Here is a 21,085-nt window from a genome sequence, read left to right on the forward strand (position 1 = left end):
CCGGGCTCGGCGATGCCCTGCTCCACCAGCCGCTGCAGCGCCCGGTCGTTGAGCTCGGCGGCCGACATCTCGCTGGTGTCGAAGGGCAGCGAGACCACCCCGCGATAGAGCGCCATGCGCCGCTGGGCCACCGGGTTGTGGGCCAGGCCGACAATGGGCAGCCCCGAGCTGATCCGCGAGGCGATCAGCGGTGTGTAGCCGGAGGCGGTCATGCAGGCGATGGCGGCCACCCCGGCGAGGTGGTTGGCGGCGTACATGGCGGAGAGCGCGATGGTCTCGTCGACCTGGCTGAAGCCCTCGTGGATGCGGTGGCCGGACTCCTGGATGCGCCGCTCGCGCTCGGCGCCCAGGCAGACCCGGTCCATGGCCGCGACGGTCTCCACCGGGAAGTCGCCGGCGGCGGTCTCGGCGGAGAGCATCACCGCATCGGTGCCGTCGAGCACCGCATTGGCCACGTCGAACACCTCGGCCCGGGTGGGCAGCGGCGACTCGATCATCGACTCCATCATCTGGGTGGCGGTGATCACCGCGCGGTTCAGCGTGCGGGCGTGCTTGATGATGCGCTTCTGGGTGCCGATCAACGCGGCGTCGCCGATCTCCACGCCCAGGTCGCCGCGCGCCACCATCACCGCCTCGCTGGCGCGGATGATGGCGTCCAGCGTGGCGTCGTCAGCTACCGCCTCGGCGCGCTCCAGCTTGGCCACCAGGCCGATCTCGCGGCCGGCCTCGCCGAGCCGCTTGCGAGCCTCGACCATGTCGGCGGCGCTGCGCGGGAAGGAGATCGCCAGGTAGTCGACGCCGATCGCCACGGCGGTCTCCAGGTCGGCCTTGTCCTTCTCGGTGAGGGCCGGGGCCGAGAGGCCGCCGCCCTGCTTGTTGATGCCCTTGTTGTTGGAGAGCGTGCCGCCTACCACCACGCTGGTGTGGATCAGGTGGTCGGCGACCCGGTTGACGTCGAGCACCACCCGGCCGTCGTCGAGCAGCAGGCGGTCGCCGGGGCCGACGTCGTCGGCCAGGGTCTTGTAGTCGCAGCCGACGCGGGTCTCGTCGCCCTGGTCGCTGCCCAGGCCCATGTCGAGGATGAAGGACTGCCCCTCCTCGAGCTCCACGGCGCCCGCCTTGAAGCGGGCGATGCGGATCTTGGGGCCCTGGAGGTCGCCCAGGGCGGCGACGCTGCGCCCCAGGCGGTCGGCGATGGCGCGGACCCGTTCGAGGCGGCGGCGGTGGTCATCGGGGCTGCCGTGGGAGAAGTTGAGGCGCACCACGTCGACGCCGGCCTCGAGCATCGCCTCGAGGACGCCCTCCCGGTCGCTGGCCGGGCCCAGGGTGGCGACGATCTTGGTGCGACGGATGGGGGTGTGGGTCGGAGCAGGGAGGGGACGGGTCATGGGGTCCTCGGCAGTACCAGGATGGCACGGAAATCGTTGACGTTGGTGCGCGTCGGCCCGGTGACGATCAGATCGTCCAGGGCCGCGAAGAAAGTATACGCATCATTGCGTGACAGATAATCGACGGGGTCAAGGCCCCGGGCGTGGGCACGCGCCCAGTCCTCGGGGGCGAATAGCGCCCCGGCATTGTCCTCGGACCCGTCGATGCCGTCGGTGTCGATGGCCAGGGCATGGATGCCCTCGGCGCCGCGCAAGGTCTCGAACAGCCCCAGCAGGTACTCGACATTGCGCCCGCCCCGGCCGTCGCCCCGCACGGTGACGCTGGTCTCGCCTCCCGAGAGCAGCAGCAGGGGGGCGCGGCGTCCGTCGCGGGCGGCCAGCGCCAGGCGTCCCTGGGCACGCCCCAGCTCCCGGGCCTCGCCTTCCAGGTCGTCGCCGAGCAGGCGCACCTCGACACCCGCGGCCTCGGCGGCGATACGGGCCGCCTCGAGGGCATCCCGGGCCCGGGCGAGTACCTCGCTCGCGTCGCGGACGAAGGCCTTGTCCCCGGGATGCGGGACCGGGGCATTGGCCGCCAGGTGACGGCGCACCCCCGCGGGGATCGCGATGCCATGGCGCTCGAGGATCGTCAGGGCGTCGGCGGGCGTCGTGGCGTCCGGCAGGGTCGGCCCCGATGCCACCAGCGAGGCCTCGTCGCCGGGCACGTCCGAGATCAGCCAGGTCAGCACCCGGGCCGGGTGGGCCGCCGCGGCCAGGCGGCCGCCCTTGATGGCGGAGAGATGGCGGCGCACGGCATTGATCTCGCGGATCGGCGCACCGCAGCGCAGCAGTTCCCTGTTGATCGCCTGCTTCTCGGCCGGGGTGATGCCCGGCGCCGGCAGGCTCATCAGCGCCGAGCCGCCACCGGAGATCAGCGCGATGACCAGGTCGTCCGCGCCCAGGTCCGCCACCGCCTCGAGCATGTGCCGGGCGGCCCGCTCGCTGAGGTCATCGGGCATGGGGTGGGAGGCCTCGAGGACCTCGATGTGGCGACAGTCGACCCCCCGCCCTTGTACACCATGGCCATGACGGGTCACCACCAGCCCCTCGAGGAGCGCCTGGGGCTGGTGGGCCTGCCAGGCACGCTCCAGCGCCGCGGCCATGGCGGCGGCGGCCTTGCCGGCCCCCACCACCCGGGTGCGGCCTCTCGGCGGCGCGGGCAGCACGGCGGGCAGCAGGGCATCGGGATGGACGGCGGCAACCGCGTGCTCGGCTAGCTGCCGGAGCCAGGCCCGCGGCGTCTCGGCCGGGTCGCGGGCGACCAGCGGGGTCAGGGTATTCATGGGGATCTCCTTCACGAAAAAGGCCCGGTGACGAGCGGGGTGCTTCAGGGGGAACCCGCCACCGGGCAAGGATCGCCGTCGGCGATCCGGCAGGCGACGACCCGACGCCTGCCGTCAGGGAGCAGTCACCTCCCTGTCGCCCGCCGGCTCAGGAGAAACGGCGGGCAGAACTCACGACCTGTACAGGGGCACGAGCCCCTTCACTCCTGGCCCACCTCGTGGTCGGCCAGCGCCTCCAGGGCCCGCAGGATGCCGGCGTGATCCCAGTCGGCGCCGCCGTGGGCGGCACAGGCCTGAAACAGCTGCTGGGCGTTGGCGGTGCCGGGCAGCGCCAAGTTGAGGCTGCGTGCCCCATCCAGGGCCAGGTTGAGGTCCTTCTGGTGCAGGCGGACCTTGAAGCCCGGGTCGAAGGAGCGGCTTATCATTCGCTCGCCGTGAACGTCGAGGATCTTCGACTGGGCCAGGCCACCGAGCAGCGACTCGCGCACCTTGCCCACGTCGGCCCCGGCCTTGGAGGCGAACAGCAGGCCTTCGGCCACCGCCTCGATGGTCAGCGCCACCACGATCTGGTTGGCCACCTTGCAGGTCTGGCCGGCGCCGTGGCCCCCGATGTGGGTGATGGTCTTGCCCATCACCTCGAGGATCGGCATGGCGCGCTCCAAGCCCTCCTGGGTGGCGCCCACCATGATCGTCAGCGCCGCGTTGATGGCGCCACCCTCGCCGCCGGAGACCGGGGCATCGACGTACTCGCCGCCGGCCTCGTGGATGCAGCGGGCGAAGTTCTGGGTCGCCAGGGGGGCGATGGAGCTCATGTCGATCACCAGGGTGCCGGGCCTGAGGCCCTCGGTGACGCCGCCCTCGCCGAAGAGCACCTCCTCGACGTCGGGGGTGTCCGGCACCATGGTGATGATCACCTCGACCTCGGCGGCCACCGCCGCGGGGTTCTCCACCTCGCGCATGCCCTTGTCGGCGAGGGTGGCATCGAGGGTGCCGCGCTTGACCGTCACCAGCTCATGGCCGGCATCCAGCAGGTGGCCCGCCATGGGGCGGCCCATGATGCCGAGGCCAATAAATCCGATCTTGCTCATGGTCTCTCTCCTGTCGTGTCTTGTTACCTTGCTTCGATGAGGTGCCTGCATGTCTGCTCGGGGCTGATCCGGCGACAGGCCCTGCGAGGAGGCGCTGTGAACCCCTCCCTGGGCGCTACCGATGCCCTGCTTCGCTCTCGCGTCCTGCTCCGCTTGCAGGCCCGGTGCTGGCCATCCGTGGCCAGCCCGTTTGGAGCAGTGCTCCTCACCCCTGGCATAGGACCTCCTCTTCGGCCTGCCCCCGGCGCCCCTCGCTGTGACTATCAGTCGCTATTCCCGATAAGTAGGACCTTCAGCCGCAGACGGCGTCCAGCCAGCCCAGTCCCTCCTGGGTGCCCGCCCTCGGCTTGTACTCGGCGCCGACCCAGCCTTGGTAGCCCAGGCGATCGAGGTGCGCGAAGAGGAAGGGATAATGGATCTCGCCGGTACCCGGCTCGTGGCGCCCCGGGTTATCGGCGATCTGGACATGGGCGATGCGATCGAGGTGCTTCTCGATGGTCGGGGCCAGGTCCCCCTCCATGACCTGCATGTGGTAGATGTCGTACTGCAGCTTGAGGTTGTCGCTTCCCACCTCGTCGAAGAGGGCGAGCGCCTGCTCGGTGCGATTGAGGAAGAACCCCGGGATGTCGCGGGTGTTGATCGGCTCGGCGAGCAGCAGGATGCCGGCGGCCTCGAGCTTCTCGGCGGCGAAGCGCAGGTTGTCGACCAGGGTGCGGTGGGCATCGGCCTCGCTGACGCCCTGCGGCGGGATGCCGGCCAGGCAGTTGACCTGGGTGTTGCCCAGCACGCGGGCGTACTCGATCGCCTGGTCGACGCCGCTGCGAAACTCTTCGACGCGATCCGGGTGGCAGGAGATGCCACGCTCACCGGCCCCCCAGTCGCCCGCCGGCAGGTTGAACAGTACCTGGGTCAGGCCATGGTCATCGAGGCGCTGCTTGATCGCGGCGGCCTCGAACTCGTAGGGGAAGAGATACTCCACGCCCCGGAAGCCGGCATCGGCGGCGGCCGCGAAGCGGTCGAGGAACGCCTCCTCGGTGAACAGCATGCTGAGATTGGCGGCAAACTTGGGCATATCGAACTCCTTGCGTCTTGCCTTCTGGATGGTGTCTCGACGAACCGCGGTCAGACGGTGGCGGTGATGGCACTGGGGGCATCGGTGACGCTCTCGGCCAGTTCCTCGAATTCGTTGATGGCGTCGATCTCGGTGCCCATGGCGATGTTGGTCACCCGCTCGAGGATCACCTCGACCACCACCGGCACCCGGTGCTCGGCCATCAGCTCCCGGGCCTGGGCGAAGGCCGGGCCGATCTGCTCGGGCCGTGTCACGCGCAGCGACTTGCAGCCCAGCCCCTCGGCCACGGCGAGGTGGTCGACGCCGTATTCGCCCAGCTCGGCGGCATTGACGTTCTCGAAGGAGAGCTGGACACAGTAGTCCATGTCGAAGCCGCGCTGGGCCTGGCGGATCAGCCCCAGGTAGGCATTGTTCACCAGCACGTGGATGAAGGGCAGCTTGAACTGGGCGCCGACCGCCAGTTCCTCGACCATGAACTGGAAGTCATAGTCGCCGGAGAGCGCGACGATCTCGGCCTCGGGGTCGGCGCGCCGCACGCCCAGCGCCGCCGGGATGGTCCAGCCCAGGGGGCCGGCCTGGCCGCAGTTGATCCAGTGGCGCGGCTTGTGGACATGAAGGAACTGGGCACCGGCGATCTGCGACAGGCCGATGGTGCTGACGTAGCGGGTGTTCGGGCCGAACGCCTTGTTCATCTCCTCGTAGACCCGCTGGGGCTTGACCGGCACGTTGTCGAAGTGGGTCTTGCGCAGCAGGGTGCGCTTGCGCTCCTGGCACTCCGCCGCCCAGGCCGTGCGATCCTTGAGGCGGCCCGCGGCCTTCATCTCGCGGGCCACCTCGAGGAAGAGGTCGAGTGCCGCGCCGGCGTCGGAAACGATGCCGTAATCGGGCCCGAACACCCGACCGATCTGGGTCGGCTCGATGTCCACATGGACGAAGGTGCGACCCCGGGTATAGGTCTCCACCGAGCCGGTATGCCGGTTGGCCCAGCGGTTGCCGATGCCCATCACGAAGTCTGAGGCGAGCAGGGTCGCGTTGCCGTAGCGGTGGGAGGTCTGCAGCCCCACCATGCCGGCCATCAGCTCGTGGTCGTCGGGGATCGCCCCCCAGCCCATCAGGGTGGGGATGACCGGCACCCCGGTGAGCTCGGCGAACTCGACCAGCCGGTCCGAGGCATCGGCATTGATGATGCCGCCGCCGGCCACGATCAGCGGGCGCTCGGCCGCCTGGAGCATGGCGATGGCCTTCTCGGCCTGGGCCCGGGTCGCGGCGGGCTTGTAGGCCGGCAGCGGCTCGTAGGTGTCCGGGTCGAACTCGATCTCGCTCATCTGCACGTCGATGGGCAGGTCGATCAGCACCGGCCCCGGGCGCGAGGAGCGCATCAGCTGGAAGGCGTGCTGGAAGGCGCGTGGTACCTGGGCCGGCTCGAGCACCGTAACCGCCCACTTGGTGACCGGCCCGGCGATCGCCTGGATGTCCACCGCCTGGAAATCCTCCTTGTGCAGCCGGGCGCGGGGCGCCTGGCCGGTGATGCAGAGGATCGGGATGGAGTCGCCCGAGGCGGAATAGAGCCCGGTGATCATGTCGGTGCCGGCGGGGCCGGAGGTACCGATGCACACCCCGATGTTGCCGGCCTTCGTGCGGGTGTAACCCTCGGCCATGTGCGAGGCGCCCTCGACATGGCGGGCCAGGACATGGTCGATGCCACCCAGCTTGCGCATCGCGGCATAGAAGGGATTGATGGCGGCACCGGGTACCCCGAAGGCGACATCGATGCCTTCCTTGCGGAGCACGTGAACGGCGGCTTCAGCGGCAGTCATGCGCGTCATGACATTTCCTCCTGTGAGGGATTGTTGTTTTTGAAAAATATTTCTGTATACAGAGACTAGGCACCCCGCCGCGGGCCGTCAATATTTACTGGAAAATATTTTCATATAATTTCATACCAACAAAATACCCAAGTCTACTCAAGGACTTGGGCATATAGAAAGGCTGCACTTCACCCCATTCAGGGATGGTTCATAGAGTCACGCGAACCGCCACCGGATGCTCGTCGCAGTTGTTCCCCTCCCCACCGCGATCGATCACCAGAAATTCCCCTTCCCGCTCCAGCACCGACTGGATGGCGTGCCAGGTGCAGGCATGGTAGTTGACCCCCTGGCGGCCGTCGGTGACGAAGGCGCGCACCTCGGCGGGATCGATCTCGTCGCCCGGCGGTGCGACGACCACCACAAACCTTTCTTCATGGAGCGGCATGAAGGCCTGGCTGCCCAGCGGGTGACGCTCGAGGAAGTCGAGCTCCAGTGGTATTTCCACCGGCTGGCTGACGAAGATGCTGATCAGCGTCCTCGCCCCCTCCCCAAGCGTCTCGACTTTCGCCAGATCGTGATAGCGCCGGGTGCGCCCGGCGTTGATGGGAAACCAGTCCGCCCTACGAGTATCGATGACGTCGCCGAAGAGGGCGAAGGCCTCGGCAGTCAGCGGTTCGGCTTTCAGTTCCAGCATGTCGACCTCCTAGCGACCACCCAGGCGCAGCTTCGGGTGGCGATTGACGTCCTTGTAGAGCAGGTAGCGGAACGGCCCCGGGCCGCCGGCGTAGCAGGCCTGGGGGCAGAAGGCGCGCAGCCACATGAAGTCCCCGGCCTCGACCTCCACCCAATCCTGGTTGAGGTGGTAGACCGCCTTGCCCTCCAGCACATAGAGGCCGTGTTCCATGACGTGGGTCTCGTCGAAGGGAATCACCGCGCCGGGCTGGAAGGTGACGATGTTGACGTGCATGTCGTGGCGCACGTCGGCCGGGTCGACGAAGCGCGTGGTGGCCCAGCGCCCCTCGGTATCCGGCATCTCGTTGGGCGCGATATCGTTCTCGTTGACCACGAAGGCCTCAGGCACCGCGAGTCCCTCGACCCGCTCGTAGGCCTTGCGCACCCAGTGGAAGCGCACCGGAGAGTCGGCCTCGTTCCTCACCTGCCAGTCGCTACCCGGCGGGATGAAGGCGTAGCCACCGGCTGCCATGTGGTGGCGCTCGCCGGCCAGGGTCAGGGTCATCTCGCCCTCCACCACGAACAGCACGCCCTCCGCTTCGGGGTCGAGCTCGGGGCGCTCGCTGCCGCCGCCGGGGGCGACCTCCATGATGTACTGGGAGAAGGTCTCGGCGAAGCCGGAGAGTGGGCGCGCCAGCACCCAGAGTCGGGTGCCCTCCCAGAACGGCAGGTTGCTGGTGACGATGTCACCGAATACCCCCTTGGGAATGACGGCATAGGCTTCGGTGAATACCGCCCGGTCGGAGAGCAGCTGGGTCTGGGGCGGATGGCCCCCGTGCGGAGCATAGTAGGTGCGTCGGTTCATGGTATTTCCTGAATCATTGGATCTCTGGCTTCGCTTTGGGGATAAGTCCCTCGGGGCTGATCCGGGGCGACAGGCCCCGGAGCGCCGGACCGTCGAGGAGGCGCTGTGAACCCTTCCCTGGGCGCTACCGACGCCCTGCGGCGCTCTCGCATCCTGCTACGCTTGCAGGGCCGGTGCTGACCATCCATGGTCAGCCCGTTCGGAGCAATGCTCCTCACCCCTGGCGTAGGACCTCCTCTTCGGCCTATCCCCGGCGCCCCTCGGTCGTCCAGGAAGCGAACCCACTCGAGTGCAATTTTTTTAGCGGCCCGGCGCCGGATGGTGCTCCGCCCAGTGCCGGGCGATATCCACCCGCCTCGCCACCCAAACCCGGTCGTGGGCCTCGATATGGTCGAGGAAGCGCTGCAGGGCGCGGAAGCGGCCCGGCCGGCCCAGCAGGCGGCAGTGCATGCCCACCGAGAGCATCTTCGGTGACTCCTCGCCCTCCGCGTAGAGCACGTCGAAGGCGTCGCGCAGGTAGGTGAAGAAGTGGTCGGCGGTGTTGAAGCCCTGGGGCGCGGCGAAGCGCATGTCGTTGCTGTCCAGGGTATAGGGGACGATCAGGTGGTCGTGCTCCATGCCCTGGCTGTCCGCCTCGCGGGTCCAGAACGGCAGGTCATCGCCGTAGTAGTCGCTGTCGTAGAGGAAGCCACCCTCATCGAGCACCAGCCGGCGGGTGTTGGGGCTGTCGCGACCGGTGTACCAGCCCAGCGGCTTCTCGCCATAGAGGCGCTGGAAGATCGCCATCGCCTTCTTCAAATGCTCACGCTCGACCTCTTCCGGCACCTCCTGGTAGTGGATCCAGCGGTAGCCATGGCAGGCAACCTCGTGACCCAGCTCCTTGAAGGCATGGGCCACCTCGGGGTGGCGCTCCAGGGCCATGGCCACGCCGAACACGGTGAGCGGCAGGCCGCGGCGCTCGAACTCGCGCAGGATGCGCCATACGCCGGCCCGCGAACCGTACTCGTAGATCGACTCCATGCTCAGGTGACGATCGGGGAAGGCGGGGGCACCGATGATCTCGGAGAGGAACTGCTCGGAGCCCTCGTCGCCGTGCAGCACGCAGTTCTCGCCACCCTCCTCGTAGTTGAGCACGAACTGCACTGCGACCCTCGCCCCACCCGGCCAGTTGGCATGGGGCGGGGTGCGGCCGTAGCCGATCAGGTCACGGGGATAGTCGGATGAGTGAAGGTGCGTCATGGCAAAGCGTCCTGGTTGTTCTGGCCCCTTACCCGGCAAGGAAGCCGAGGGCGGCGCGCATCGTGTATACAATACAAACATAGAGTGTGCCCATGTCATCCGCAACCCCTCTACCAAGCCCAGGGCAAGATCAGCACAACCGAGGACGCCAGCCCCAATTATTGTATACACAAATTATCGATAAATGTCCGCAACTTGCTGCCAGTCGTGTCCGCTCACCGGGCTGCCAGACCGGCGACATTTGCGAAGATCGCCTACCTTCAATCTCAACTACTTGATATTCAAGAGTTAAATTTCCGATCAGCGCACCGCACATCCGGACTTGCAGCCTGTGCCCACGCGGGCTATTTTGTGTACAAAGACAAACTATCTTGTTCACGAAAAATTCCAGGAGAACCCGCGCCATGCACATCCGCGTCATCAACCCCAATACCAGCGCCGAGATGACGGCGACGATCGGAGAGGCGGCGAGCCGCATCGCCTCCCCCGGTACCCGCGTCTCCGCGCGACATCCGGACCATGGGCCAGTCTCCATCGAGAGCCACTTCGACGAGGCCGTCAGTGCGGTCGGCGTGCTCGAGGAGGTGCTGGCCGGGGAGCGCGAGGGCGCCGATGCCTACGTGATCGCCTGTTTCGGTGACCCCGGCCTGCTGGCCGCCCGCGAGTTGACCCGGGCGCCGGTGATCGGTATCGCCGAGGCCGCCTTCCATATGGCCACCCTGATCAGCACCCGCTTTTCCATCGTCACCACCCTGGGGCGCACCGGCATCATCGCCGAGCACCTGCTCGAGCAGTACGGCTTCTCCCATCACTGCCGGCGGGTACGCGCCGCGGAGATTCCGGTGCTCGACCTGGAGGAGAACGGCGATGCCGCCCTGGTGCGCATCATCGATGAGTGCCGGCGAGCCCGCGACGAGGACAACATCGGCGCCATCGTGCTGGGCTGCGGCGGCATGGCCGACCTGACCGACACCATCAGCCGCGAGGTCGGCCTGCCGGTGGTCGAGGGGGTGACCGCCGCCGTCAAGCTGGCCGAGGCCCTGGTTGGCCTGCGGCTTTGCACCAGCAAGCATGGCGACCTGGCCTTCCCGCGTCCCAAGCCCTTCACGGGGCGCTTCGAAGGTTTCTCCCAGTTGACGTCGGAGCGCTGAACGGCACGCTTCGTGCTTCGATAGCCGTAACGAACAACCACAACGCATCGCGCCACGGGCGCACGCCACGCCGCAAGCCTTCCACGGCAGCCCACTGCCGGAAGACAACCACAAGCACAGAAACGACTTGCGAGGACATCACCATGAGCCATCCCACTCCCGAAAGCACGGCCGCGGCCCCGGGGATCGCCGCATCTCCCACACACGCCGACCGGGGCACCAAGGCCCCCGGCCAGGAATCCCTGGCGCCCCAGCAGACCCGCATCATGGGCCGGCCCTCCTACTTCCTGGCCTGGTTCGGTGGCTGTGTCTCGATCGGCACCTTCGCCATGGGCTCCAGCGTGGTCGGCACGCTGAATCTGATCCAGGCGACCCTGGCCATCGCCATCGGCTGCTTCGTGATCGGCATCGCGCTCGCCATCAATGGTGCCGCCGGCTACAAGTACGGCATCCCCTTCATGGTCCAGGCGCGCAGCGCCTTCGGCTTCGCCGGGACCCGCATCCCGGGACTGGTACGCGCCGTGCCGGCCATCGTCTGGTACGGCTTCCAGAGCTGGATCGGTGCCGGCGCCCTGAACATGGTCTCGGCGACGCTGTTCGGCTTCGATAACCTGGTGTTCTACTTCATCACCTTCCAGTTCCTGCAGATCGGCCTGTCGGTGATGGGCTTCCAGGGCATCAAGTGGCTGGAGAACATCGGCAGCGCCTTCATCCTTGCCTCACTGACCTACATGTTCTATGCCACGGTGCAGCGCTACGGCGACGAGCTGTCGGCCAGCCTGCTGACCATGGAAGGCTCCTGGGGCATGCCGTTCTGGGGCGCCACAATGCTGTTCCTGGGCATCTACAGCACCATGATGCTCAACGTCAGCGACTACTCCCGGGAGCACAAGCACGGCACCGGCCCCGGCATCCTGACCACCATCTATGCCATGTCGATCCTGCCCTGCACCCTGTTCATGGGCCTGATCGGCTACATGGTCTCCGAGGCCACCGGCACCGCCGACCCCATCCAGGTATTCGCCAACGCCGTCGACAACACCCCGCTGCTGATGACCACCCTGCTGTTCATTGCCTTCGCCCAGGTCACCACCAACGTGCTCAACAACGTGGTACCGCCGACCTATGTGCTGATGGACGTATTCAAGATGAAGTTCCCGATCGCCACCGTGATCGTCGGCCTGCTGGCCTTCGCCACCTTCCCCTGGAAGCTGGTGCAGCCCGAGTCCGCCGCCGGCCTGCAGCTCTTCGTGCAGACCTACTCGGCCTTCCTCGGTCCGATCTTCGCCATCCTGGTGGTCGACTACTACATCATTCGCCGCCGTACCCTGGATCTCGGCAAGCTGTATGACGAGACCGGCCCCTACCAGGGCGTCAACTACGCCGCCCTGATCGCCACCCTGGTGGGCATCGCCGCCGCCCTGAGCTTCTCCGCGGTCTCCTGGTACGCCAGCCTGATTCCGGCCGGCCTCACCTACTACCTGCTGATGAAGCACTGGGCCCCCTGCCAACGCTTCTGCCAGTAGGTCTGTCACGACGGCTCGACCGAAGCCGGTCGAGCCGCCCGAGCAACAATGACAATGGTGACCCCGATGAAAGAGAGCGAACTGGACATCCAGACGATCGACCCGACGCTGTACAACGAGGACCTGGCGCCGCTCAAGCCCAGCGAACGGAACTGGGGGGCCTTCGAGATTTTCAACGTCTGGTCCAACGACATCCAGAGCCTGTTCGGCTACACCCTGGCGGCCTCGCTGTTCCTGACCTACGGGCTTAACGGCTGGGCGGTTATGGCGGCGATCATCCTGGCCGGGGTGATCGTGATGTATCTGGTCAACCTGACCGGCAAGCCCAGCGTGAAGTACGGCATCCCCTTCCCGGTGATGGTGCGCGCCAGCATGGGGGTCCGCGGTGCCAACCTGCCGGCGATGCTGCGAGCCATCATCGGCATCTTCTGGTACGGCGTGCAGACCTACTTCGCGTCCACCGCCGTGGCCCTGCTGATCACCGCCCTCGTCGGTGCCGGCAACGGCAGCACCTTCCTGGGCCTCTCGGCCGTGGCCTGGGTCTCCTTCGTGATCGTCTGGCTGTTCCAGATCGCAATCTTCTGGCAGGGCATCGAGCGCATCAAGCACTTCCTCAACTGGGCCGGCCCGCTGGTCTATGTGGTGATGGTGGTGCTGATGATCGTGGTGTGGTTCCAGGCCGGCAGCGACCTGCTGCCCGCGGTGAGCACCATCTTCAGCGCCGACACCGAACGCTCGGGCAGCGCCGTGGGCGCCTTCCTCGCCATCGTCGGCACCATGGTCGCCTACTTCGCCGCGGTGGTGATCAATTTCGGCGACTTCACGCGCTTCGTGAAGACCGAGCGCCAGATGAAGCTCGGCAACCTGCTGGGGCTGCCGCTCAACGTCGCCTTCTTCTCGTTCATCGCCCTGATCATCACCGCCGGCACCCTGGTGCTGTTCGGCGACGCCCTGACCAACCCGGCGGACATCGTCGAACGGGTCGACTCCCTGCCGCTGACCATCGTCGCGGCGCTGACCTTCTTCGCCGCCACCGTGGGCATCAACCTGGTCGCCAACTTCATCCCGCCGGCCTACGACCTGGCCAACCTCTTTCCCAGCAAGATCAGCTTCAAGGTGGGTGGACTGATCACCGCCGTGCTGGCCTTCTTCGTCGGCGCCCTCTGGGTCTCGCTGATCAGCCAGATCGGCGTACCCGGGTTCGTCAATGCGCTGGGCGCGGTCGTCGCCCCCTTCTACGGCATCATCGTGGTGGACTACTACCTGGTTAAGCGCCAGCACCTGGACATGCAGGAGCTGTTCTCCTCCGCGCCGGGCAGCGCCTACTACTACGTCAAGGGCTGGAACCGGCGCGCACTGCTGGCCTTCGGCGGCGCCGCGCTCTTCTCGATCTCCACCGTGCTGGTGCCGGCGCTCTCCGGCCTCAACGGCTACGGCTGGATGATGGGGGCTGCCCTGGGCGGGCTCTTCTACTTCGGCCTGATGCAGAGCCAGCGCTCGGTCAGCGTCACCAGCGGCGCCTGAGACGCGCCCGCCGCTCATGACGCGCCCCGGGCCACGGCCCGGGGCGCGTCATTTCCCGCAACTTGAGTCACCTGCCAGCCCATCCCTCCGTCATAGCCCGGTCACCCTCATCTTGCCCTTGTTAAATGTCTGACATTATATACTATAAGATCAGATATTCTATCGGAGCCGATGATGCTCGATGATCTTGTCCTTCCCGCCGATGGCGGCGCCCCGGCGCTGGCGGCGGTCCTGGCCCGCGCCATCCTCTCCGGGCAGCTGCCGGCCGGGAGCGACTTCCCGCGGGAGAAGGACCTCTGCGAATACTTTGCCGTGAGCCGCAACCGGGTGCGCAACGCCCTGGCCAGCCTGGCCGCCACCGGGCTGGTCGAGCGCACCGCGGGGCGCGGCAGCCGGGTGCGTGAGGTCACCGACTGGCACCTGCTCGATCCCCTGATGAGCGACTGGCTCGCCGGCCTGTCGCGTCCGGACCCGCGCCTGGTCCGCGAGATCTATGCCTTCCGCCTCTCCGCGGAGCCACAGGTGGCCGAGCTGGCCGCCCTGGCGGCGGACGGCCGGGACCTGGCACGCCTGGAGGCCGCCTTCACGGGCATGCGCGACACCGCAGGCGCCGGCATGCATCAGCAGCACGCCGAGCATGATGTGGCTTTCCATGATGGCGTCTACCAGGCCTCCCACAACCTGGTGTGGCGCCAGATGGGCCACCTGCTGCGTCCCTCCATCATCGCGCTGATCCAGCACTCCCAGCACCATGCCGACTCCCTGGAGGACAGTCTCGAGCGCCACCGCCGGGTGATGGAGGCGATCCGCCTGCGCCAGCCCCAGACCGCTCGCCGGGCGGCCCGGGCGGTGCTCGAACGCACGGCGACGGACCTGGGACTGATCCCGGATTCCACTCTTCCCACCGAAGGATACCCCGCATGAAGATCACCCGACTCAAGACCTGGCAGGTACCGCCGCGCTGGCTGTTCCTCAAGATCGAGACCGACGAGGGCTGCCATGGCTGGGGCGAGCCGGTCATCGAGGGTCGCGCGGCCACCGTGGAGGCGGCGGTCCATGAGCTCGCCGACTACCTGGTCGGCCAGGACCCGCACCGCATCGAGCACCTGTGGAACACCCTCTATCGCGCCGGCTTCTATCGCGGTGGGCCGATCCTGATGAGCGCCATCGCCGGCATCGACCAGGCGCTGTGGGACCTCAAGGGCCGTGATCTGGGGGTGCCGGTGCACCAGCTGCTGGGCGGCGCGGTGCGCGACAGGATGCGCATGTACGCCTGGACCGGTGGCGATCGCCCCAGCGACGTGGGCGCCGGCGCCCGCGTGCTGGTGGATCAGGGGTTCACCGCCTTCAAGATGAACGGCACCCCGGAGCTGGCGATCGTTGACTCGCACCGCAAGGTCGACGAGGCGGTGGCACGCGTGGCGGAGGCCCGCGACGCCGTGGGGCCCGAGGTGGGCATCGGCATCGACTTCCACGGCCGTGTGCATCGTCCCATGGCCAAGGCGCTGCTGCGCGAGCTGGAGCCCTTCCACCCGATGTTCGTCGAGGAGCCGGTGGCCCCCGAGCACCTGCCCTGCCTCAAGCAGATCGCCGGCGGCCTGGGCTATCCGCTGGCCACCGGCGAACGGCTGCACACCCGCTTCGAGTTCCGCGACCTGCTCGCCGACGGCATGATCGATATCATCCAGCCCGACCTCTCCCACTGCGGCGGCATCAGCGAGGGGCTGAAGATCGCCGCCCTGGCCTCGGCCCACGACGTGGCGCTGGCCCCGCACTGCCCGCTCGGCCCGCTCACGCTGGCCGCTTCCCTGCAGCTCGATGCGGTGTGCCATAACGCCTTCATCCAGGAGCAGAGCATGGGCATCCACTATAACCGCGACAATGACGTGCTCGACTACCTGGTCGACAAGTCGGCGCTGGCCATCGAGGACGGCTTCTGCGCCATCCCCCAGGAGCCGGGGCTCGGCGTGGAGATCGATGAGGCCTTCGTCGAGGAACGCGCGCGGGTCGGCCACCGCTGGCGCAACCCGGTATGGACGCATGAGGACGGATCCATCGCCGAATGGTGAAAAATGCCGATCTGTTTCAGCGTTTCCTGAGAAAAGGAGAAGGACATGAGTTTCAACTTTCACGATCTGACCTTCGGCGACCTGAAGGGCCAGAGCGTCTTCATCACCGGCGGTGGTTCGGGCATCGGCGCGGCACTGACCGAGGGCTTCCTGGCCCAGGGCGCCAGGGTGGCCTTCGTCGGCCTGTCCGACGCCGGCGAGTTCTGCGACGCCATGGAGGCGAAGTACGCCAACCGGCCACTGTTCATCGAGTGCGACATCCGCGACGTGGCGGCGCTCGAGGCCGCCGTCGCCCGGGCCCGCGAGACTCATGGCCCGATCGGCGTGCTGGTCAATAACGCCGCCCGGGACACCCGCCACTCGCTGGAGGAGTGGAGCGTCGAGGAGTGGGACGACGCCATCGCCACCAACCTGCGCCCACAGTTCTTCACCGCGCAACAGGTCGCGCCGGACATGCGTGCGCTGGGCGGCGGCGCCATCATCAACCTGTCGTCCAACAGCGTTCACCTGGGCCTTTCCGGCTACCCGACCTATGTCACCGCCAAGGCCGGCATCCTGGGCCTGACCCGGGCGCTGGCCCGGGAGCTCGGCGGTGATGCCATCCGCGTCAACTGCCTGATCCCCGGCTGGGTGATGACCGAGCGCCAGAAGGCGCTGTGGGTCAACGACGCCGACCTGAAGGAGTGCCTGGAGCAGCAGTGCCTCAAGGAGGCGATCCCGGTGGAGGACATGGTCGGCCCCTGCCTGTTCCTGGCGTCAAACGCGTCGAGGATGATGACCGGCCAGGAGCTGATCGTCGACGGAGGCCGGGCATGAGCCAGACCCGCGAGGTCGCCGAGCGCCTCAGCTGGGTCGCCGTGGACTGGGGCTCCAGCAACCTGCGCGCCTGGGCCATGACGGACGACGGACAGGTGGTGGCCCGCGCGGGCTCCGAGCGCGGGATGCTTGCGCTGACGCCTGACGACTACGAGGCCACCCTGCTGGCGACAATCGGCGACTGGCTGCCCGCCGAGGGCCGCGTGCCGGTGCGGGTCTGCGGCATGGCCGGTGCCCGCCAGGGCTGGCGGGAAGCCGCCTACCTGCCGGTGCCGACGCGGCTGGACGGCCTGGCCCGGGGCGCGGTCAGGCCCGCCCTCGAGGATTCGCGCCTGGACGTCATGCTGCTGCCGGGACTCTGCCAGCACCCCGATGACGCCGGACGCCACTTCGATGTGATGCGCGGCGAGGAGACCCAGCTCGCCGGCCTGGTCGCCCGGGAACCCCGGACCACGGGCCCCGTCTGCCTGCCCGGCACCCATGCCAAGTGGGCCCGCCTCGAGGCGGGCGCGATCACGCGCTTCGCCACCTACCTCACCGGCGAGCTCTACCAGTGGCTCGCCGGCCAGTCGGTGCTCCGACACTCCATCGGCCAGGATGACCTGGCCGAGCCCGGCGGCCACGAGGCCTTCGTCGCGGCAGTGCAGGAGGTGGCTGCCGCCCCCGAGACCTTCGCCAATCGGCTGTTCGGCCTGCGCGCCCAGGACCTGCTGGACTCTGGTCTGCCACCTGGCCAGGCGCGCGGCGCACGACTGGCGGCCAGGCTCTCGGGCCTGGTGATCGGCCTGGAACTGGCCGGTGCCCGGGCGGCGCTGGCCGAGGGCGAGACCGTCACCCTGATCGGTACCGAGACGCTCGCTGCCCGCTATGCCCTGGCCCTGGAGGCGCTGGCCATCGGCTGCCGTTGCGTCGATGGCGAAGCCGCCACGCTGGCCGGCCTCGGCCTGGCCCATGTCACTCTCGCCAGAGCCCCCCGAACCTGAACTCGAATGGAGCGCCACCATGACCCTTCCCCTGATCGGCATCCTGCGCGGCATCACCCCCAGTGATGCCATCGAGGTCGGCGAGGCCCTGCTCGCCGCCGGCATCGAGCGCATCGAGGTGCCACTTAACTCCCCTGACCCGCTGGAGAGCATCCGCCGGCTCGCCGGGGCGCTGGGCGACCGGGCCCTGATCGGCGCCGGCACCGTGCTGACCCCGGGCCAGGTGCGGGACGTCTTCGCCGCCGGCGGACGCCTGGTCGTCTCCCCCAACTGCCGCCCGGCGGTGATCGAGGAGAGCCGCCACCTGGTCATGGAATCCTGGCCCGGCGTGGTGACCCCCTCCGAGGCCTTCGAGGCCCTGGACGCGGGCGCCACCGGGCTGAAGCTGTTCCCGGCGGTACAGGTCGGCATCGAGGGCATGAGTGCCCTGCGCGCCGTGCTGCCGGCGGGTACCAGGCTCTTTGCGGTGGGAGGCATCGGCATGGACAACTTCGGCGCCTGGCGCGCCGCCGGCATCGATGGCGCCGGCCTGGGCAGCGCGCTCTACACGCCCTGCCTCACCGCCGCCGAGGTGGGCGAACGGGCCAGGGCGCTGGTCGCCGCCTGGCGCGCGGCCGACGGCGAAGCAACATGAATGGCGCCACGGCCAGGGTGGCGGTCGCCTGCGGCTGCGAGCTCGGCGAGGGGCCCCAGTGGCATGCCGTCTCTGGGCGCCTTACCTGGTGCGACATCCTCGGCCGCCGGCTGCACTGGCTGGACCCCGCCAGCGGCGAGACCGGCCACCGCGCGCTCGACCAGATGGTCTCGCTGGCGGTGCCCATCGCGGGAGGTGGCATGCTGCTGGTCGGTGAGGATCGCCTGGCGCGCTTCGACCCGACAACCGGTGTCCTGGAGCGCTTCTGTGACTTCGAGGCCGGAAACCCGCTGACACGCGGCAACGACGGCCGGGTCGACCGCCACGGCAGCCTGTGGCTCTCCAGCATGGGAAAGGGTGCCGAGCTCGGGGCCGGACGACTCTACCGCCTGCACCGCGGCACCCTGGTGGAGCTGCGCGCCGGACTGACCATCCCCAACGCGATCTGCTTCTCCCCCGGCGGTGAGGTCGCCTGGTTCACCGATACCGCGAGCGGGGTCGTGATGCGCTGGCCGCTGGACCGCGAGGGCTGGCCCCTGGGCGAACCGGCGCCCTGGGCCGACTTCTCGGCGCAGCCGGGCAACCCCGACGGGGCCGTGGTCGATGCCGAGGGGCACCTGTGGCTCGCCCTGTGGGGGGCCGGCCGGGTGGTGCGCCTGGACCCACAGGGCCGCGAGGTGGACGCCATCACGCTGCCGACCTCGCAGCCCTCCTGCCCGGCCTTCGGCGGGGAACGCCTCGACCGGCTCTACATCACCACCGCGCGGGAGGGCATGGACGCGGCCCGGTGGCGGGAGGAGCCCGACGCCGGACACCTCTTCGTCGCCGCCCCCGGGGTGCCGGGCCTCGCCGAGCCGACGTTGCGCCTGGCCTGAGCCCTCAGTCGGAGAAGATGCGGTGGAGGTCCGGCGCCTCCGCCTCCTCCTCGACGATGGAGAGCGAGGCCTCGATGGCCTTGAGGTGGCGGCCCATGAAGGCCTGGGCCCGCTCCCCGTTGCCGGCCTCCAGGTAGACGATCAGGTCGTCGTGGTCGTGGGACTCGCAGCCGAGGTGGCCGGGGTTGCCATAGACCGCGAGGATCAGCGAGGAGCGCGAGCAGAGCCGCTCGACGAAGTCGGCCAGGGTGGCATTGCCGGCGATGCGTGCCAGGCGGGCGTGAAAGTCCGCCGACAGCCGGATCGCCGTGCTCTGCTCGCCGGACTTCAGGGCCTGGCGCTCGCGCCGGGCCATGTCGCGAAGCTCGTGCAGGTCGTCATCGGTGATGCGCCGGGCGATCTCCGGGATCAGGCCGCACTCGACCATCTGGCGGGCGTCGAACACGTCCTTGGCTTCGTCGGCCGTGGGCCGGGTCACGCTGGCTCCCCGGCGCGGGGTCAGCGTGACCAGCTGCTCCAGGGCCAGGCGCTGGAGGATCTTGCGGATGCCGGTCCGGCTGATGCCGAAGACCTCGGCCAGGGCGTCCTCGCGCAGGCGTGCCCCGGGCCTGAGGCGGTGCTCGATGATGGCGTCACTGATCGAGCGGTGGATCTCCTCGTGGCGCTCGGCACCGTCCCCATTCTTGCCCGGTCGGCCCGCGCCGCCACGTTCGTCAACCGTCTGGCGCTGGTTCATCGAGTCCCCTCCTCCCCTGTTCGTCACCGGCATGCGCGATCATTGTATACATATCGGCGGCCTGCCGGCGACCGGCCGGTTCACTCCTCCCAGGCGGCGATGGTCTCGCGCTCCTCCTCGGTCATTCCGGTCATGTTGCCCAGCGGCATGTAGCCGCTTGCCACCACTTCCTTGACCTTCGCCTGCTGGCTCTGGAGCTGTTCGAGGGTGTCATAGGCCATGCCGGCCGGCGGCGCATTGAAGCCCTGCTGGGTCGGCTCGCGGGAATGGCAGGCCACGCAGCGCGCCTCGACGATCGCGTGTACCTCATCGAGGTCAGGGCCCGACGAGGCCGTGGCATTGGCCTGGCCGCCGCCGGAGGGGGCCCCCATCCAGAACGCCACCAGGAGCAGGGCCACCCCGGCCACCGGATAGGCCGGGCGCTTGTGACCGGCATGCATCAGCACGAAGTACTGGCGGATCAGGGCGCCGGCGAAGATGAACAGCGACATGATCACCCAGGCCAGCTCATGGGAATAGGCGAAGGAGTAGTGGTTGCTGATCATCAGCAGCACCACCGGCAGTGTGAAGTAGGTGTTGTGCACCGAGCGCTGCTTGCCGCGCTTGCCATCCAGGGGATTCGGCGTCTCGCCGGCCTTCATCGCCTTCACCATGCGACGCTGGCCGGGAATGATCCAGAAGAAGACATTGGCCGACATCGCGGTGGCCATCACCGCGCCGGTGAGCAGGAAGGCGGCACGCCCCGAGAAGATCTGGCTGCTCAGGTAGGCCACCACCACCATCATCACCGCCACGGCGATGCTCAGCAGTCCGTCGCGCTGCATGTCGGGGCTGATGCGCTTGCACAGCTCGTTGTAGACCACCCAGCCGGCCAGCAGGAAGGCCAGCGCCATGACATTGGCCTGCCAGCCGCTCATGCCCGCCGCCCAGGCCCAGTCGCTGCCCGGATTCACCAGGTAGAAGCTCGGGTTGACCATGTAGAGGATGACGAACAGGCCGAAGCCGGTAAGCCAGGTGGTATAGGCCTTCCAGAACGACCAGTGCAGGTCCTCGGGCAGCTTGGCGGGGGCGCTGGCGTACTTCTGGTTATGGTAGAAGCCGCCACCGTGCACCGCCCACATCTCGCCGAAGACGCCCTTCTCCCGGTCCTCGGCGGCCTTGGGTGTGCGCAGGCTGTTGTCCAGCATCACGAAGTAGATCGACTCGCCGATCCAGGCGATGGCGGCGATGACGTGCAGCCAGCGCAGCATGAAGTTGGTGAAATCCAGCAGATAGGCTTGCATGAGGGGAACCTCGTCTTGCGTGTTGTTGTGGAGG

At 68.2% G+C, this 21,085-nt stretch carries 19 protein-coding genes; 9 read left to right on the forward strand and 10 right to left on the reverse strand.

What is annotated here, in order from left to right:
• The 8 genes from pyk to puuE form a co-directional block, all read right to left on the reverse strand.
• Window positions 1–1,388, reverse strand: a 1,388-nt coding sequence (gene pyk, locus QLQ83_RS17395) for a pyruvate kinase (RefSeq protein WP_282736778.1), incomplete at its 3' end; no start/stop codon positions are given.
• Window positions 1,385–2,710 carry a glycerate kinase type-2 family protein gene (locus QLQ83_RS17400; RefSeq protein ID WP_282736779.1) on the reverse strand — a complete coding sequence of 442 codons (1,326 nt, stop codon included), beginning with the start codon at window positions 2,708–2,710 and terminating at the stop codon, window positions 1,385–1,387. The genes QLQ83_RS17400 and pyk, both read right to left, overlap by 4 nt.
• A 200-nt stretch (window positions 2,711–2,910) precedes the next feature.
• Window positions 2,911–3,798, reverse strand: coding sequence for a 2-hydroxy-3-oxopropionate reductase (locus QLQ83_RS17405; RefSeq protein ID WP_282736780.1), 888 nt, complete (start codon window positions 3,796–3,798; stop codon window positions 2,911–2,913).
• A 292-nt stretch (window positions 3,799–4,090) separates the two neighbouring features.
• Window positions 4,091–4,870: a hydroxypyruvate isomerase gene (gene hyi / locus QLQ83_RS17410; protein WP_282736781.1), complete on the reverse strand. Its 780-nt coding sequence runs from the start codon at window positions 4,868–4,870 to the stop codon at window positions 4,091–4,093.
• A 50-nt stretch (window positions 4,871–4,920) separates the two neighbouring features.
• The gene (gcl, locus tag QLQ83_RS17415) at window positions 4,921–6,696 is read right to left on the reverse strand and encodes a glyoxylate carboligase (RefSeq protein ID WP_282736782.1); all 1,776 of its coding nucleotides are present in this window, start codon (window positions 6,694–6,696) and stop codon (window positions 4,921–4,923) included.
• Between the two features lie 190 nt (window positions 6,697–6,886).
• Complete coding sequence (locus tag QLQ83_RS17420) at window positions 6,887–7,372, reverse strand: ureidoglycolate lyase (RefSeq protein WP_282736783.1); 486 nt, start codon at window positions 7,370–7,372, stop codon at window positions 6,887–6,889.
• Between the two features lie 9 nt (window positions 7,373–7,381).
• Window positions 7,382–8,215 carry a bifunctional allantoicase/(S)-ureidoglycine aminohydrolase gene (locus tag QLQ83_RS17425; RefSeq protein WP_282736784.1) on the reverse strand — a complete coding sequence of 278 codons (834 nt, stop codon included), beginning with the start codon at window positions 8,213–8,215 and terminating at the stop codon, window positions 7,382–7,384.
• Between the two features lie 300 nt (window positions 8,216–8,515).
• Window positions 8,516–9,454, reverse strand: a complete 939-nt coding sequence (puuE, locus tag QLQ83_RS17430; RefSeq protein WP_282736785.1) for an allantoinase PuuE — start codon at window positions 9,452–9,454, stop codon at window positions 8,516–8,518.
• 404 nt (window positions 9,455–9,858) lie between these two features.
• Here puuE and QLQ83_RS17435 point away from each other — a divergent pair, with 404 nt between their 5' ends.
• From QLQ83_RS17435 to QLQ83_RS17475, 9 genes are all read left to right on the forward strand, one after another.
• Window positions 9,859–10,605 (forward strand): aspartate/glutamate racemase family protein, encoded by a 747-nt coding sequence (locus tag QLQ83_RS17435; RefSeq protein WP_282736786.1) that lies wholly within the window; start codon window positions 9,859–9,861, stop codon window positions 10,603–10,605.
• Between the two features lie 143 nt (window positions 10,606–10,748).
• A complete protein-coding gene (locus tag QLQ83_RS17440; RefSeq protein ID WP_282736787.1) occupies window positions 10,749–12,131 on the forward strand; it encodes an NCS1 family transporter in 1,383 nt (460 codons plus the stop codon).
• Window positions 12,132–12,197: 66 nt separating this feature from the next.
• A complete protein-coding gene (locus QLQ83_RS17445) occupies window positions 12,198–13,655 on the forward strand; it encodes an NCS1 family nucleobase:cation symporter-1 (protein WP_282736788.1) in 1,458 nt (485 codons plus the stop codon).
• 174 nt (window positions 13,656–13,829) lie between these two features.
• Entirely contained in the window at window positions 13,830–14,579 is a 750-nt protein-coding gene (locus tag QLQ83_RS17450) for a FadR/GntR family transcriptional regulator (RefSeq protein WP_326521421.1), read from the forward strand.
• Window positions 14,576–15,724 (forward strand): galactonate dehydratase, encoded by a 1,149-nt coding sequence (gene dgoD / locus QLQ83_RS17455; RefSeq protein WP_282736790.1) that lies wholly within the window; start codon window positions 14,576–14,578, stop codon window positions 15,722–15,724. The genes QLQ83_RS17450 and dgoD overlap by 4 nt, the downstream gene beginning before the upstream one ends.
• 45 nt (window positions 15,725–15,769) lie before the next feature.
• Window positions 15,770–16,540 (forward strand): SDR family NAD(P)-dependent oxidoreductase, encoded by a 771-nt coding sequence (locus tag QLQ83_RS17460; protein ID WP_282736791.1) that lies wholly within the window; start codon window positions 15,770–15,772, stop codon window positions 16,538–16,540.
• Window positions 16,537–17,523 (forward strand): 2-dehydro-3-deoxygalactonokinase, encoded by a 987-nt coding sequence (locus QLQ83_RS17465; RefSeq protein WP_282736792.1) that lies wholly within the window; start codon window positions 16,537–16,539, stop codon window positions 17,521–17,523. The genes QLQ83_RS17460 and QLQ83_RS17465 overlap by 4 nt, the downstream gene beginning before the upstream one ends.
• A gap of 19 nt (window positions 17,524–17,542) precedes the next feature.
• Window positions 17,543–18,157 carry a 2-dehydro-3-deoxy-6-phosphogalactonate aldolase gene (locus QLQ83_RS17470; protein WP_282736793.1) on the forward strand — a complete coding sequence of 205 codons (615 nt, stop codon included), beginning with the start codon at window positions 17,543–17,545 and terminating at the stop codon, window positions 18,155–18,157.
• Window positions 18,154–19,032 (forward strand): SMP-30/gluconolactonase/LRE family protein, encoded by an 879-nt coding sequence (locus QLQ83_RS17475; RefSeq protein ID WP_282736794.1) that lies wholly within the window; start codon window positions 18,154–18,156, stop codon window positions 19,030–19,032. The genes QLQ83_RS17470 and QLQ83_RS17475 overlap by 4 nt, the downstream gene beginning before the upstream one ends.
• A 4-nt stretch (window positions 19,033–19,036) precedes the next feature.
• On the opposite strand, the gene QLQ83_RS17480 is transcribed toward QLQ83_RS17475, so the two are convergent.
• Complete coding sequence (locus QLQ83_RS17480; RefSeq protein ID WP_282736795.1) at window positions 19,037–19,768, reverse strand: GntR family transcriptional regulator; 732 nt, start codon at window positions 19,766–19,768, stop codon at window positions 19,037–19,039.
• An 80-nt stretch (window positions 19,769–19,848) separates the two neighbouring features.
• Entirely contained in the window at window positions 19,849–21,051 is a 1,203-nt protein-coding gene (locus QLQ83_RS17485; protein ID WP_282736796.1) for a urate hydroxylase PuuD, read from the reverse strand.
• Between the last annotated feature and the right edge of the window lie 34 nt (window positions 21,052–21,085).

Source organism: Halomonas rhizosphaerae, from assembly GCF_030010555.1.
Classification (GTDB): Bacteria; Pseudomonadota; Gammaproteobacteria; order Pseudomonadales; family Halomonadaceae; genus Halomonas; species Halomonas rhizosphaerae.

Coding starts and splice junctions, on each gene's coding strand:
- QLQ83_RS17450 (WP_326521421.1), top strand. CDS start 13,830: ATGCTCGATGATCTTGTCCTTCCCGCCGATGGCGGCGCCCCGGCGCTG.
- gcl (WP_282736782.1), bottom strand. CDS start 6,696: ATGACGCGCATGACTGCCGCTGAAGCCGCCGTTCACGTGCTCCGCAAG.
- QLQ83_RS17475 (WP_282736794.1), top strand. CDS start 18,154: ATGAATGGCGCCACGGCCAGGGTGGCGGTCGCCTGCGGCTGCGAGCTC.
- QLQ83_RS17405 (WP_282736780.1), bottom strand. CDS start 3,798: ATGAGCAAGATCGGATTTATTGGCCTCGGCATCATGGGCCGCCCCATG.
- QLQ83_RS17425 (WP_282736784.1), bottom strand. CDS start 8,215: ATGAACCGACGCACCTACTATGCTCCGCACGGGGGCCATCCGCCCCAG.
- hyi (WP_282736781.1), bottom strand. CDS start 4,870: ATGCCCAAGTTTGCCGCCAATCTCAGCATGCTGTTCACCGAGGAGGCG.
- puuE (WP_282736785.1), bottom strand. CDS start 9,454: ATGACGCACCTTCACTCATCCGACTATCCCCGTGACCTGATCGGCTAC.
- QLQ83_RS17470 (WP_282736793.1), top strand. CDS start 17,543: ATGACCCTTCCCCTGATCGGCATCCTGCGCGGCATCACCCCCAGTGAT.
- QLQ83_RS17465 (WP_282736792.1), top strand. CDS start 16,537: ATGAGCCAGACCCGCGAGGTCGCCGAGCGCCTCAGCTGGGTCGCCGTG.
- QLQ83_RS17400 (WP_282736779.1), bottom strand. CDS start 2,710: ATGAATACCCTGACCCCGCTGGTCGCCCGCGACCCGGCCGAGACGCCG.
- QLQ83_RS17445 (WP_282736788.1), top strand. CDS start 12,198: ATGAAAGAGAGCGAACTGGACATCCAGACGATCGACCCGACGCTGTAC.
- QLQ83_RS17420 (WP_282736783.1), bottom strand. CDS start 7,372: ATGCTGGAACTGAAAGCCGAACCGCTGACTGCCGAGGCCTTCGCCCTC.
- QLQ83_RS17480 (WP_282736795.1), bottom strand. CDS start 19,768: ATGAACCAGCGCCAGACGGTTGACGAACGTGGCGGCGCGGGCCGACCG.
- QLQ83_RS17460 (WP_282736791.1), top strand. CDS start 15,770: ATGAGTTTCAACTTTCACGATCTGACCTTCGGCGACCTGAAGGGCCAG.
- QLQ83_RS17440 (WP_282736787.1), top strand. CDS start 10,749: ATGAGCCATCCCACTCCCGAAAGCACGGCCGCGGCCCCGGGGATCGCC.
- QLQ83_RS17485 (WP_282736796.1), bottom strand. CDS start 21,051: ATGCAAGCCTATCTGCTGGATTTCACCAACTTCATGCTGCGCTGGCTG.
- dgoD (WP_282736790.1), top strand. CDS start 14,576: ATGAAGATCACCCGACTCAAGACCTGGCAGGTACCGCCGCGCTGGCTG.
- QLQ83_RS17435 (WP_282736786.1), top strand. CDS start 9,859: ATGCACATCCGCGTCATCAACCCCAATACCAGCGCCGAGATGACGGCG.